Annotated in this window: 14 protein-coding genes; 2 read left to right on the forward strand and 12 right to left on the reverse strand. The window is 72.0% G+C overall.

The annotated features are described in order from the left end of the window. Positions 1–62: 62 nt before the first annotated feature. From ACWCPN_RS01900 to ACWCPN_RS01925, 6 genes are all read right to left on the reverse strand, one after another. Entirely contained in the window at positions 63–731 is a 669-nt protein-coding gene (locus ACWCPN_RS01900; RefSeq protein WP_451201806.1) for a histidine phosphatase family protein, read from the reverse strand. Beyond that, positions 728–1,174: a ribosome silencing factor gene (gene rsfS, locus ACWCPN_RS01905; protein ID WP_451201807.1), complete on the reverse strand. Its 447-nt coding sequence runs from the start codon at positions 1,172–1,174 to the stop codon at positions 728–730. Before rsfS ends, ACWCPN_RS01900 begins: the two co-directional genes overlap by 4 nt. A 101-nt stretch (positions 1,175–1,275) precedes the next feature. After that, positions 1,276–3,012 (reverse strand): LytR C-terminal domain-containing protein, encoded by a 1,737-nt coding sequence (locus tag ACWCPN_RS01910; protein ID WP_451201809.1) that lies wholly within the window; start codon positions 3,010–3,012, stop codon positions 1,276–1,278. 17 nt (positions 3,013–3,029) lie between these two features. Further along, entirely contained in the window at positions 3,030–3,692 is a 663-nt protein-coding gene (gene nadD, locus ACWCPN_RS01915; RefSeq protein ID WP_451201810.1) for a nicotinate-nucleotide adenylyltransferase, read from the reverse strand. A gap of 56 nt (positions 3,693–3,748) precedes the next feature. After that, positions 3,749–3,913, reverse strand: coding sequence for a hypothetical protein (locus ACWCPN_RS01920; RefSeq protein ID WP_143632228.1), 165 nt, complete (start codon positions 3,911–3,913; stop codon positions 3,749–3,751). Between the two features lie 141 nt (positions 3,914–4,054). After that, positions 4,055–4,219 (reverse strand): hypothetical protein, encoded by a 165-nt coding sequence (locus ACWCPN_RS01925; protein WP_199210504.1) that lies wholly within the window; start codon positions 4,217–4,219, stop codon positions 4,055–4,057. A gap of 102 nt (positions 4,220–4,321) precedes the next feature. On the opposite strand from ACWCPN_RS01925, the gene ACWCPN_RS01930 reads away from it, so the two are divergent. Further along, on the forward strand, positions 4,322–5,449 hold the full coding sequence (locus tag ACWCPN_RS01930; protein ID WP_451201812.1) for a M48 family metalloprotease: 1,128 nt from the start codon (positions 4,322–4,324) through the stop codon (positions 5,447–5,449). Positions 5,450–5,499: 50 nt separating this feature from the next. Here ACWCPN_RS01930 and ACWCPN_RS01935 read toward each other — a convergent pair whose 3' ends face one another. The 5 genes from ACWCPN_RS01935 to proB all read right to left on the reverse strand — a co-directional run bounded on the left by ACWCPN_RS01935 (position 5,500) and on the right by proB (position 10,480). After that, on the reverse strand, positions 5,500–6,570 hold the full coding sequence (locus ACWCPN_RS01935) for an SCO2583 family membrane protein (protein ID WP_451201813.1): 1,071 nt from the start codon (positions 6,568–6,570) through the stop codon (positions 5,500–5,502). Positions 6,571–6,659: 89 nt separating this feature from the next. Then, complete coding sequence (locus ACWCPN_RS01940) at positions 6,660–7,232, reverse strand: SCO2584 family spore wall biosynthesis protein (RefSeq protein WP_451201814.1); 573 nt, start codon at positions 7,230–7,232, stop codon at positions 6,660–6,662. Positions 7,233–7,342: 110 nt separating this feature from the next. Next, positions 7,343–8,629, reverse strand: coding sequence for a glutamate-5-semialdehyde dehydrogenase (locus ACWCPN_RS01945; RefSeq protein WP_392291603.1), 1,287 nt, complete (start codon positions 8,627–8,629; stop codon positions 7,343–7,345). 129 nt (positions 8,630–8,758) lie between these two features. Next, the gene (locus ACWCPN_RS01950) at positions 8,759–9,193 is read right to left on the reverse strand and encodes a hypothetical protein (protein WP_199210507.1); all 435 of its coding nucleotides are present in this window, start codon (positions 9,191–9,193) and stop codon (positions 8,759–8,761) included. A gap of 150 nt (positions 9,194–9,343) precedes the next feature. Further along, positions 9,344–10,480 (reverse strand): glutamate 5-kinase, encoded by a 1,137-nt coding sequence (gene proB / locus ACWCPN_RS01955; RefSeq protein WP_451201816.1) that lies wholly within the window; start codon positions 10,478–10,480, stop codon positions 9,344–9,346. Positions 10,481–10,761: 281 nt separating this feature from the next. Here proB and ACWCPN_RS01960 point away from each other — a divergent pair, with 281 nt between their 5' ends. Beyond that, a complete protein-coding gene (locus ACWCPN_RS01960) occupies positions 10,762–12,093 on the forward strand; it encodes a polysaccharide pyruvyl transferase family protein (protein ID WP_451201817.1) in 1,332 nt (443 codons plus the stop codon). A 30-nt stretch (positions 12,094–12,123) separates the two neighbouring features. Here ACWCPN_RS01960 and ACWCPN_RS01965 read toward each other — a convergent pair whose 3' ends face one another. After that, a complete protein-coding gene (locus ACWCPN_RS01965) occupies positions 12,124–13,362 on the reverse strand; it encodes a glycosyltransferase family 2 protein (RefSeq protein ID WP_451201818.1) in 1,239 nt (412 codons plus the stop codon). Between the last annotated feature and the right edge of the window lie 21 nt (positions 13,363–13,383).

Genomic DNA, 13,383 nt, shown 5'->3' on the forward strand with positions numbered 1-13,383 from the left:
CTGTGACCTGCCGGAAAGTGAAATCCGGGCCCCCGGGTGGGGAACGCGGCCCCGGGAGCCGCTCAGTCGTCGTCGCCGAGGACGGGCTCCGGGAGGGTGCCCGCGTTGTGCTCCAGCAGGCGCCAGCCCCGGGCGCCCTCGCCGAGCACGGACCAGCAGCAGTTGGACAGGCCGCCGAGGCTCTCCCAGTGCGGGGCCTGCAGCCCGAGGAGCCGGCCGATGGTGGTGCGGATGGTGCCACCGTGGCTGACCACCACGAGGGTGCCGTCCTCGGGCAGCTTGTCGGCGTGCCGCAGCACGACCGGGGCGGCCCGGTCGGCGACCTCGGTCTCCAGCTCACCGCCGCCGCGGCGGACCGCCTCGCCGCGCTTCCAGGCGGCGTACTCCTCGCCGTGGCGGCTGATGATCTCGTCGTGCGTCAGCCCCTGCCAGACGCCCGCGTAGGTCTCGCGCAGGCCCTCGTCACGGGTGACGTCGAGCCCGGTGAGGGCGGCCAGCTCCGCGGCGGTGTTCGCGGCCCGTCGCAGGTCGGAGGAGACGATCGCGTCGGGAGCGAGGGAGGCGAGCAGCCGGGCGGCGCGGCGGGCCTGGCCGACGCCGGTCTCGGTCAGCTCGACGTCCGTGCTGCCCTGGAAGCGGCGCTCGACGTTCCACGAGGTCTGGCCGTGCCGCCACAGGATGATGCGGCGGCCCCGGCCCCTGCGGTCGGTCACTTCGCCGGTGGCACTCATCGCCAGTCCCCGTCCGGCTCCTCCGCGGCCTCGGCGGCCTGCAGCTTGGCGTGCTCCTCGGCCTTGCCGCGGGTGGCCTTGGCGTCGGCGGGCAGCTCGAGCTCGGGGCAGTCCTTCCACAGCCGCTCCAGGGCGTAGAAGACCCGCTCCTCGCTGTGCTGGACGTGGACGACGATGTCGACGTAGTCGAGCAGGATCCAGCGGGACTCGCGGTCGCCCTCGCGGCGAACGGGCTTGGCGCTGAGCTCCTTGAGCAGGCGCTCCTCGATCTCGTCGACGATCGCCCGGACCTGGCGGTCGTTCGGCGCGGAGGCCAGCAGGAATGCGTCCGTGATCGACAGCACGTCGCTGACGTCGTAGGCGATGACGTCGTGGGCGAGCTTGTCGGCCGCCGCCTGGGCGGCGGTGTTGATGAGGTCGAGGGAACGATCGGTGGCGGTCACTACGCGGCTTTCGGTCGGCGGTCTGTTGACCTCAAGGGTCTCACGGACCGCCTGGCGCACCCCACGCGATTACGGCGTCGCGTGGGGTGCCCGGGCCGCGGTCAGGAGGAGGCGGGCCGGTAGTCGGCGCCGAGGACGACCGAGACGTCGGCGCCGGAGGACACGGTGCCCTTGGCCACGGAGCCGGCCGGCAGGCCCAGTGTCTTGGCCACCTCGGCGGCGTCCGCCTTGTCCGCGGCGTCGGCGTAGAGCACCTGGGAGGTGGTCCGGGCGCCGGCCGCGGTGCCGCCCTCCAGGAAGGTGAAACCACCGTTCAGGAGCACGACGCGGGCCTTCTCTGTGTCGTCCTTCACGCCGGTGGCGTTCTGGACGGAGACCCGCACCGCCGATCCCGCGTCGGGGCTCTTGGCGGTGCCGCCCAGGATGTTCTTGACCACGCTGTCGCCGGTCGCGGCGCTCAGCGTGCCGTCGCTCTGCACGGGCAGCAGGGCCGTCCGGTAGTCCCCGCCCTTGGCGAGGTCGGCGAGGCCCGCGAGGAAGGAGCCGAGGTCTTTGTCGGTCAGCGGCGGGTCGAGGATCTGCGCCAGGGTCTGCACGGTGGTGGTGGCGGCCGCGGGCTCCGAGGAGAGCTTGCGGAGCACCCCCTGCATGACCTGCCCGAACCGCTCGAGCTGGGCGTTCTGGGACTCGCCGGACGCGCGGTAGGTGGCGTAGGCGACGGCCATCTTGCCGCTGAGGGTCTGCGCCTTGCCCCGGTGGACCAGCGCGGCGGATCCCTTCTTCCTGGCATCCGGGTCGGGCACGTCGGTGTCGGTGTCGACGTCGATGTTGCCGACCAGGTCGACGAGGTTCTGCAGGTAGGGGGTGTCCAGGCGCCAGGTGCCCTGGATGCTGGTCCCGAGGACGGTGTCGAGCTGGTCGCGGGTGCCGGAGGCGCCGTCGTCGTCCACGGACTTGGCGAGCGTCGTGGTGGAGCCGTCGTCGCCGCTCAGCGCGAGGGAGTTGGGCAGCAGCACGGTGGTGCCCTGCTTGGTGGTGGTGTTGTCGACCAGCAGTGCCGTGGAGGTGCCGGACTTCCCGGTGTTGTGCAGGTGGACGACGATCACGTCGCGCTTCTGGGCGCCCACCGGCGTGGCCGTGCCCGGCTTGGACCCGGAGGAGGACAGGCCGGGCAGTTTCCCGGCGTACCAGAGATAGCCCACGCCGCCCACGGCGACGAGCGCGAGGACGACCACGAGGGCGGTGATCCGGCTGCGGGCGCGGCGGCGGGCCTCCTCGCGGCGCTCGGTGCGGTTCTCCGTGAACGCCAGCCAGTCGATGACGTCCTCGGAGTCGCCGTCGGGCTCCTCGACGAAGGCGAACTGGTCGCCGCCGCCGTCCGGTTCACCGGGGGCGGCGGGGGGCTCGGGGGCCTCGGGCTCCCGCGGGGCGGTGGTGCCGCCGGGGCCGGCCTGCTGCGGGATGTAGGCGGTCTGTTCGGCGACCCGCGGGTGCTGCCCGCTGGTCGCCGCCTGCCCGTACGGGTCGTACGGGGCGGCGGGTTCCTGGGCACCGGCGCCGTAGGCGTCGTACGGGGCCTGAGAGCCGTAGGGGTCGTAGGAGGGGGTGGCGGGCTGCTGCCGGCCGGTTCCGTAGGCGTCGTAGGACTGGGGCTGCTGGGGGCCCGTCGCGTACGGGTCGTAGCCGTAGCCCTGCTGGGCGTACGGGTCGTAGGCCTGCTGCGGCGTCTGCTGTGCCGGGATCTGCCGGTAAACGGGCTGCCCGTACTCGTCGTAGCCGACGAGTTCGTACGGGGCGGCGCCCTGGGCGGCGTCATCCGCGTCGTATCGGTCGTTCACCGGTGGCCCCTCTCGGCTCACTCGCCGCGGTACAGCTCGCGCTTGTCGATGTAACGCACGACTCCGTCCGGCACCATGTACCAGATGGGGTCGCCCTTGGCGACTCTCGCGCGGCAGTCCGTCGAGGAGATGGCGAGCGCGGGAACCTCGACGAGCGAGACTCCGCCCTCGGGCAGCCCCTGGTCGGTCAGGTGGTGGCCCGGGCGGGTGACGCCGATGAAGTGCGCGACGGAGAACAGTTCCTCGGAGTCCCGCCAGGTGAGGATCTGGCCGAGGGCGTCGGCACCGGTGATGAAGAACAGGTCGGTGTCGGGGTTGAGGGCCCGCAGGTCGCGCAGGGTGTCCACGGTGTAGGTGGGGCCGCCGCGGTCGATGTCGATGCGGCTGACGGAGAACTGCGGGTTCTCGGCGGTGGCGATGACCGTCATCAGGTAGCGGTCCTCGGCCGGGGACACCTTCCGGTGGGACTTCTGCCACGGCTGGCCGGTGGGCACGAACACCACCTCGTCCAGCTGGAACTGGGCGGCGACCTCGCTGGCCGCCACGAGGTGCCCGTGGTGGATCGGGTCGAACGTTCCGCCCATGACGCCGAGGCGGCGCTTGCCCGGGTGGGCGGGGCCGCTGCCCGGACGTGGCGCCGGGGTGCGCACCGGACCGGTGGGCTTGTCCTGCTGTTCCATGCGTGCAGACCCTACCGGCCCGGTCCGGGGGCCCTGGCCGGGGACGGGGTCCCGGTTCAGCGGTCGCGGTTGAAGCGGGTGGTGATCCACAGCAGGAGCAGCAGGACGATCAGGGCGCCGCCGCCGGTGACCGCCGGGTTCAGGCTGTTGTGGTTGCCGCCGTGCTCCCCACCCTCGGCGGCGAGGGTGACCAGCTGGGCGGCGGCGAGGTGGAGGCTCATCGGCAGGACCAATCGCGTGTGGGCGGGATGGAGATGTCGGCTCATCGTAAGCGGGCGGCCCGGCGGCGATCACCCCGACTCCGCCGTTGCGGCGGACGCGGGGCGTCGAGCGCGCCGCGGGCGGGGAACTCCGGCGGCCGGTCAGTCGTCCTTCTGCTTGTAGCCGCGCAGCAGGAGCCATGCGGTCAGTGCGCAGCCGAGGAACATCACGATCAGAACGATCCGGAGCAGGTTGCCCGATCCGTGCTGCTGGGCGGCGGCGCCGGCGGCCTCGGTCAGCCAGGTGGCCGGGGGGCGGTACTCCATGACGTGGTCTCCTTCGCTGTACTGCCCGTCCACGGTAACTCCGCCTAGGCTGGCCCCTGCCTCGGGGGCGACAGTGGCACTGACACGCACATGGGGGAAGACATGTCCGACGACGGCCGTGAGCAGACCGGGCACGAGCACGTGCCGAGCAGGCAGCGCAGGCGTTTCCCGGGGATCTCCTCGCGCGCCTACGAGCATCCGGCCGATCGGTCGGCCCTGGTGGCGCTGCGCAAGCTGAGCGGTTTCGACACCGTGTTCAAGGCGCTGAGCGGACTGCTGCCGGAGCGGAGCCTGAGGCTGCTGTTCCTGTCCGACTCGGTGCGTGTCTCGGAGCGGCAGTTCGCGCACCTGCACACCATGCTGCTGGACGCCTGCTACATCCTGGACCTGGAGAAGGTCCCGCCGATGTACGTCACGCAGGACCCGCAGCCGAACGCGATGTGCATCGGCCTGGACGAGCCGGTCATCGTGGTCACCACGGGCCTGGTCGAGCTGCTCGACGAGGAGGAGATGCGGGCGGTCGTCGGGCACGAGGTGGGGCACGCGCTGTCCGGTCACTCGGTGTACCGCACGATCCTGCTGTTCCTGACGACGCTGGCCCTGAAGGTGGCCTGGATACCGCTGGGCAACATAGCGGTCATGGCGCTGGTGACCGCGCTCAGGGAGTGGTTCCGCAAGTCGGAGCTGTCGGCGGACCGGGCCGGGCTGCTGGTGGGGCAGGATCTGCGGGCCTCCATGCGCGGCCTGATGAAGATGGCGGGCGGCAACCACCTGCACGAGATGAACGTGGACGCGTTCCTGGAGCAGGCCGAGGAGTACGAGGCCGGCGGCGATCTGCGCGACTCGGTGCTGAAGATCCTGAACGTGCTGCCCCGCTCGCACCCCTTCGCCACCATCCGGGCCGCGGAGCTGAAGAAGTGGGCGGAGTCCCGGGACCACCAGCGCCTGATGGACGGCCACTACCCGCGGCGCAGCGAGGACAAGGACGCCTCGGTGAGCGACTCATTCCGGGAGTCCGCCGCGAGCTACGCCAGCGATGTGAAGACGTCCAAGGACCCGCTGATGAAGCTGGTCACGGACCTCGCGGGCGGCGCCGGTGACATCGGCGGCCGGGTCCGCCGCGGCTTCGACGGCTTCCGGAGCCCGGCCCCGCCGAAGGACGGACCGGACGGCGGACCGGCGGACGGGACGGACGGGCCGCGGGGCACCTCCGGGCACGACGGGCAGTAGCCGGCCCCCCGGCCCCGGAGCCGGAGGCCGGACACGTCCGGCCTCCGGTGTCAGACCTTCGGCTGGGCCGCGTCGGCCAGCGTGCCGCACAGGGCCGTGGTGCTGTCCGCCGCGTAGGGGTTGGTGCCCGCCGGGCCGCCGCCCCGGGCGCTCTGGCCGGGCAGCAGGGGGCGCAGGTACGACGTGGCGTCCTCGGCGCAGGACAGCGGGCCGGCCTGGGTGTAGGAGCCGGACAGCCGGAGCTGGCCGACGCGCAGGTCGTCGCGGGTGAAGCGGAAGGCCAGCTCGCGGCGGACGGTGAAGAGGGACGCGGCCGCGTCGGCGGCGGCACCGGCCGGGCGCAGGGCGTAGACGAAGATCGTGTCGGCGCTGATCTCCAGGGTGGCCGCGTCGGTCTCGGCGGCCCGCAGGGTGCCCTGGGCGCGGATCCGGTCGTCGGCCAGGCGCGCACGGGAGGGGTCGATTCGGACCAGCCAGCCGGTGGGGGCGTGGCGGCCGTCCGCCGCCGGGTGGTCGAAGCCGCGGTCGAACTGGGCGAGCTGGTCGGCGTCGAGCAGGGCCCGGACCGGGCGGACCTGGCGGCCGGTGAGCACGTCGGGGTCGAGGGAGGAGCGGACCAGGTAGTTCCTGGCGATGCTGAGGGCGGCGGTGACCTGACTGTCCGAGAAGTGCGCGGTGCTGCGCGAGGCGGGCAGCGGGATTCCCGCGGCGCCGACCTCGAACTGGGCGGCCGGGCTGTGCGCGTACAGGTGCTCGGCGTCGGTGGCGCCCGGCACCCTGCCCTGCGGGACCAGCGGGATGACGGTCATCCGCAGGGGTTCGACGGTGGGCCGGGCCTGCGGGGAGCCGTAGGGGTGGCGGACCCCCATGTAGACCGCGGTGCCGAAGGCGACGGCGATCAGCAGGAGGAGGATCAGGAGCTGCCGGGTCAGCCCGCGGCGCAGCGGCGGGCGGCGGCGCACGGCGGGTGAGTGGTCGGTCATGCGCTCCTGTGCGGAGTACTCCTGGAGGCGGGCAGCGCGGACGAACGACTCGTCGAACACGACGGATCGGTACTCGTCCTCGCCACCTGCGGGGCCGCCCTCGGGTGTCCCCTCCGGTGGGTCTCCAGGCCCGCCCATACTTTCAGGGTAGGTCTCGGGGGCCTCCGGTAAACGCACCGCTGCGCGACAACTTCTGACAGGTTCTCACCAGAAACGCGGGGCGGCTTTCAGGGGGATCGCGGGATCACCGAGACCGCGGGGCGTGCGGTGCCGGCGGGGGCGGAGGGCCGTGCCGCCGCGCCCTGCTCCAGGCCGGTGGAGGCGGGGGACGGCATCCGGTCGCGGGTGCCGGAGGAGGCGCCCCGGTAGACGGCGGCGAAGGCCAGCGCGACCATGCCGACGCCCATCACCAGCGCGAGCAGCCAGGCGACGGGCCGGTGCCAGCGGACCTGCTTGCCGTAGGGCCAGAAGGAGCCGTGCTGGTCGCCGTGGGCATGGTCGTCGTCGAACTCGTCGTCGTCCTGATCATGACCGAATCCGGCGCCGTCGAGGCCGTAGCCGTCGTCGTAGCGGTCGCCTCCGGCGCGGGCGCGGCGGGCTTCCGCCTCGGAGGCCTCGGCTCTGGCCTGGGCGGCGGCCAGGAGGCGTTCGACGGCGGTCGGCTCGTGCACCACGGCCGCCTGCACGAAGGCCTCGTCGAAGACCACGGAGGCGAACTCTTCGTCCGACACCCCGCGGTCCTGGTCGTCGTCGGGCTCCCAGCCGTCCGAGAACGGCGTGCCCCCCACGTCCTCCGGCACGGATCCAGAGTAGACCTGGGGGGTCAATTTGGGCAGACGGTACGGAAATTCATCCGCCTGCCGAGACGCCTTTCCGCCAGGCCCGCCCGCCGGCGTGCCCGCGGCCGGTGTCAGCGGCGTACGTGCCCGTCGCCGGTGACGATGTACTTCGTGCTGGTCAGCTCCGGCAGGCCCATCGGGCCGCGGGCGTGCAGCTTCTGGGTGGAGATGCCGATCTCCGCGCCGAAGCCGAACTGGCCGCCGTCGGTGAACCGGGTGGAGGCGTTCACGGCGACGGTGGTGGAGTCGACCAGCTGGGTGAACCGGCGGGCCGCCTGCTGGGAGGTGGTGACGATCGCCTCGGTGTGCCCGGAGGTCCACAGCCGGATGTGCTCGACGGCCTTGTCCAGGGAGTCCACGACGGCGGCGGCGATGTCGTACGACAGGTACTCGGTCTCCCAGTCCTCCGGGGTCGCCTCGACCACGGTGGCCTTGGAGTCCTTGGCGTGGGCCAGCACGCGCTCGTCGGCGTGCACGGTGACCCCGGCCTCGGCCAGGGCGTCGAGGGCCCGCGGCAGGAACTCCGCGGCGATGTCCTGGTGCACCAGGAGGGTCTCGGCGGCGTTGCAGACGCTGACCCGCTGGGCCTTGGAGTTGATCAGGATGTCGATCGCCATGTCGATGTCGGCCTGCGCGTCGACGTAGACGTGGCAGTTCCCGGTGCCGGTCTCGATGACGGGGACGACGGACTCGCTCACCACGGTCCGGATCAGCGAGGCGCCGCCGCGCGGGATGAGCACGTCGACGAGCCCGCGGGCGCGCATCAGCTCGCGGACGGAGTCGCGGCTCTCGCCGGGCACGAGCTGGACGGCGTCCGCGGGCAGCCCGGCGCCGCCGACGGCGTCCCGGATCACCCGGACCAGGGCGGTGTTGGACTCGTAGGCGGAGGCCGAGCCGCGCAGCAGGACGGCGTTGCCGGACTTGAGGCACAGCGCGGCGGCGTCCACGGTGACGTTCGGCCGGGCCTCGTAGATGATGCCGACCACGCCGAGCGGGACGCGGACCTGGCGCAGGTCGATGCCGTTGGGGAGGGTGGAGCCGCGCACCACCTCGCCGACCGGGTCGGGCAGCTTGGCGACGTCGCGGACGTCGGCGGCGATGGCGCGGACGCGCTCGGGGGTGAGGGTGAGCCGGTCGACCACGGACTCGCTGGTGCCGTTCTCCCGGGCCTTGGCCACGTCCTTGGCGTTGGCCTCGACGATCTCGCCGGTCCGGACCTCCAGGGCGTCGGCGATGGCGAGCAGCGCGTCGTCCTTCACGGCGCGCGGGAGCGGCGCGAGATCGGCGGCGGCGGCCTTGGCCCGGTAGGCGGCCTGGGTGACCGGGGACATGGAGTCGTACGGCGAGAGCGTGGTCATGGGGGAAGGGTAGTGCGCGGCACCGGGCCGTTCAGCCGTCGTCCCACACCGCGAGACGGGTCAAAGGGGGGTGAATCCCGCCGTCGACCTCACTCGTGGAGCCGGGGCCCCGCGGCCCCGGGCGGCCGTTCAGAACGGGTGCACTCCCACCGGAGTCGCGGGCGCGGGGCCGTACCCCTCGGCGATGCGCTGGTGGTACGTCTCGCGGTCGATGACCTCCAGGCCGACGATCTCCCAGGCGGGCAGTCCGGCGGTCTGCCGGTGCTCGCCCCACAGCCGCAGCGCCACGGCTGCCGCGTCATGGAGGTCGCGGGCCTCCTCCCAGTAGCGGATCTCCGCGTGGTCGCCCGCGTATCTGCTGGTCAGCAGGAAGGGGTGGTCGTGGGCGAGCTGCTCCAGGGCGCGCCGCAGATCGGGCAGCGGCACCTCCGCCCCGGAGACGCTGAGGGTGACGTGCCACAGCCTGGGCAGGTCCCTGGGTCCCTCACGTCGCTCGTAGGTCTCTCCGGCCGCGACGCTCGTCAGAGCACCGCGGGACGCCGTCCCGGGGCGCGCTCGTCTCACGACGGCCTCCTTCTCGCATGACCCTTGACGGAACGTGTCCCATCAACATGTCCCCGAGAGAAAGTTGAGCAGGCCGCCGGGCTCCATGTGGCGGTTTTACGGAACGTCCCCCACCGGGAGCGTTCCGTACGCCCCGTTCCGGGACCGGCTTCACGCGTGCGACGAGCGCACCAGTACCAGGTCGTCCCGGTGCACGACCTCGCGTTCGTACGCCGGACCCAGCTCGCGCGCCAGCTCCCGGGTCGAACGTCCGATCAGGAGGGGGATCTCCTTGGCGTCGAAGTTGACGAGCCCCCGGGCCACCGCGTGCCCCCCGCCGTCACGCAGCTCGACCGGGTCGCCGGCGCTGAAGTCGCCCTCCACCGCGGCGATGCCGGCGGGCAGCAACGACTTGCGCCCCTTCACGACAGCCTCCACCGCCCCGTCGTCGAGGGTGAGGGAGCCCTGCGGGGTGGAGGCGTGCTGGAGCCACAGCAGCCGGTCGGCGGAGCGCTTGCCACTGGGGTGGAAGTAGGTGCCGGTGTCGCCGCCGTTCAGCGCCTCCGCGGCGTGGACGGCGCTGGTGAGCACCACCGGGATGCCCGCGGCCGCGGCGATCCCGGCGGCCTCGACCTTGGTGACCATGCCGCCGGTGCCGACCCCGGCCTTGCCCGCGCTGCCGATCTCGACCTCGGCGAGGTCGCCGGGGCCCCGCACCTCCGCTATCCGCGAGGTGCCGGGCTTGCTCGGGTCCCCGTCGTAGACGCCGTCGACGTCGGAGAGCAGCACCAGCAGGTCGGCGTGGACGAGGTGGGCGACCAGGGCGGCGAGGCGGTCGTTGTCGCCGAAGCGGATCTCGTCGGTGGCGACGGTGTCGTTCTCGTTGACGACCGGCAGGGCGCCCATCGCCAGCAGCTTGTCCAGCGTGCGGGAGGCATTGCGGTGGTGGGCGCGCCGGCTCATGTCGTCGCTGGTCAGCAGCACCTGGCCGACCCGGACCCCGTAACGGGCGAGGGAAGCGGTGTAGCGGGCGACGAGCAGACCCTGGCCGACGCTGGCGGCGGCCTGCTGGCGGGCGAGGTCCCTCGGGCGGCGGCGCAGCCCCAGCGGGGCGAGTCCGGCCGCGATGGCACCGGAGGAGACCAGTACGACCTCCCGCTCGCCTCCGCTGCGCACCTTGGCGAGGACGTCGACGAGGGCGTCGACCCGGTCGGCGTCCAGACCGCCCGCGGCGGTGGTCAGCGAGGAGGAGCCCACCTTGACTACGATCCTGCGGGCCGCACCAACGGCCTGCCTTGCCTCGGTCACCTTGCCTGCTGTCCCCTCGCCCCGTACCGGATGCCTTGAGCGGCCACGCTGCCTGTGCGGCAATCTACGCGAAGGGGGCCGTGGGGTGCGCATCGGTCCAGTTTGCGGACAGGCACACGGTAACCGTTTGCTCACAGTTCGCTTACGGCAAAAAGGTTGTACCCGTTGCCTATAGAAATTAAACCCTTCACCAATTTAAATTGACTGTTGTGTCACCTACCGTTCGCCCCCAGAAGCGCATCCTCCTCCGATCGGGCAAGAGTCCCTATGACGTCTTCTCCGTGGAGCAGGCCCTCCACCAGGACGTCATCGCCACCAACTCCGGCAACCTGATCTTCCAGGACGCCGCGCACAAGATCCTCGAGACACCGGACACCGAGGTGATCTCGAACGGCGGACGTACCGAGGTGGCCGCGGCGGCGCGCATCAACGCGGAGTACGACGCGTTCGTCGTGCCGCTCGCCAACGCCTTCCGCCCGTCCTTCGAGGTGGCGCTGCAGCGGCTGACCCGTCTCATCTCCAAGCTGCGCATCCCCGTGGTGGTGCTCGGTGTGGGCGCGCAGACCGGGGTGGGCTACGACGCGGCGCGGCTGAAGCGGATCGAGCCGACCGTGCGCGCGTTCTGCTCGGCGGTGCTGGACCGGAGCGCCTCGATCGGCGTGCGCGGTGAGTTCACCGAGACGTACCTGCGGGACATGGGCTTCAAGGACGTAGAGGTCATCGGCTGTCCGTCGCTGTTCATGTACGGCCGCGAACTCGACGTGCGCAAGCAGCTTCCCGCCCTGACGGCCGAGTCGCGGATCGCGATCAACGGCTCGCACAGCGCGGTGAAGAAGCAGGGGCTGGGCCGGATCATCAGCCGCACCCACGAGCACTACCCCAACCTGCGCTTCATCGGCCAGAACCTCAGCGACGCGCGGCAGCTCCACTGGCGGGACATGTCGGACCCGAACGCCGCGGTGACCGCGATACCGACGCACCCGGACCACCCGATGTACCGGGAGGACAAGGTGCGGGTGTACGTCGACCCGATCACCTGGATCGACGAGCTGCGCCCGTTCGACTTCTCCTTCGGCTCCCGCATCCACGGCAACATCGCGGCGCTGCTCGCCGGCACCCCCGCGACGGTGCTGTGCGGGGACTCGCGCACGCTGGAGCTGTGCCGCTACTTCGAGATCCCGCACCAGCGCCTGGACAAGGTCGCCAAGGACCCCGCGGCGGCTGACCCGGCGCGGCTGTACGAGCAGGCCGACTTCAGCGGGCTGACCGGCAACCACGCCGAGCGCTTCGAGCGGTTCACCCGCTTCCTGGACAAGAACGGGCTGCAGAACACCTTCACGCACGGCGACGGCGGCGTGGCCTTCGAGGAGCGGATGCGGTCGCTGGCGTTCCCGCCGGGCGTGCGCCCCTGGAACGACGCCGACCTGTCCTCGCTCACCACCCGGTTCGGCTGGCTGCACACCCAGGTCGGCGAGCTGTCCAGGGACAACGACCGGCTGCGGCGGGAGCTGGCCCGGTCGAAGCGGGTCAAGGACGCCGTCCCCGCGCCCGCGGCCTCCGTCTACCGGCGCGCCCGCCGTGTGGTGGGCCGGGCGCTGCACTCGGGCAAGTAGCGGGGCGCGTCGGCGCGGCACCGGCGGTCGTCAGGCCGCCGCCGCGCCGACGCCGCCGCTCGGCAGCAGCCGCCTGATCCTGCGCAGCGCCCGGCGCGGGAGGGAGCGGGCGGCCGGTTCGCGGTACCCCGGGAAGGCGCGGGCCTCACGGGGTTCGGCGAGATACACGTCGTCGGGGATGCCCTCCGTCCCGGAACGGAAGTGCGGGTACGCGAGGTAGAGGCGGGTGCCGCGCTTCTCCAGCAGCGCGGCGGCCTGCTTCCCGGCCCGTACGAACTCCACCACCTCGATCAGCGGCTCGGTCCGCTGCTCCGCCACCAGGTGCAGCCGCAGCCGCTCGTGGACCTTCAGCCGGCGGGCCACCCCCGGCGTCCAGTAGGCATCCATCAGCGGCTTCGCCAGTTCGAGCTTGTTCCGGCGGACCTCCTCGGTGTCCTTGAGGAACTTGGGCCCGAACTGCGGCAGCAGGGTGATCAGGAAGGGCCGGACCATCAGGTCGTCGCGCCGGGGGCCGGCCGGGACCATGTCGGCGATCAGCTTCATCAGGGCGCGCGCGGAGTCGAAGCGCAGCGTGTAGCTGCCGGTCTTCGTCACGTGCTTGCCGTCCTCGCGGCCCACCAGGTAGTAGCAGGTGTGATCGGCGAGCACGGAGACGCCGTCCGCCCGGAGGTAGGCCTCCAGGGTGAAGAGCGCGTCCTCGCCGGTCCACAGCGATTCGTCGAACCGCATGCCGTGCCGCTCCAGCAGTGCGCGACGGAACAGTTTCTGTGCGCTCAGCGTGAACTTGATGTTGGAGGAGAAGACGTCGGTCCGTTCGAGGGTCCGGCCGAACATGGACCTCGGCGGGGTGCGGTTGACGCCCTCGACCCGGCCGAGGACGACGTCGGTGCCGTTCCGGTCGGCCATGGCGACCATGCGTTCCAGGGCCTCGGTCCCGAGCCGGTCGTCGGCGTCGAGGAAGAAGACGTAGCGTCCGGCCGCCTTGCCGAGGCCGACGTTGCGCGGGCCGCTGGGGCTGCCGGAGTTCTCCTGGCGGACGACGGTGACCGGCATCCCGGCGCGGGCCGCGAACTCCTCCAGGTACTCCCCCGTGCCGTCCGTCGAGCCGTCGTCGACCGCGATGACCTCCATCCGGTCCGGGCCGATGGTCTGCGCCTCGACCGACGCCAGGCACTCGACCAGATACGGCATCGCTTCGTACGCACCGATGATCACGGTCACATCAGGCTGCGTCACGACGGTCACGGTTCCCCCTTGGTCACAGAACATTTCCCCCGAATCACATCATTC

The sequence above is a fragment of the Streptomyces sp. NPDC002386 genome (assembly GCF_053593175.1).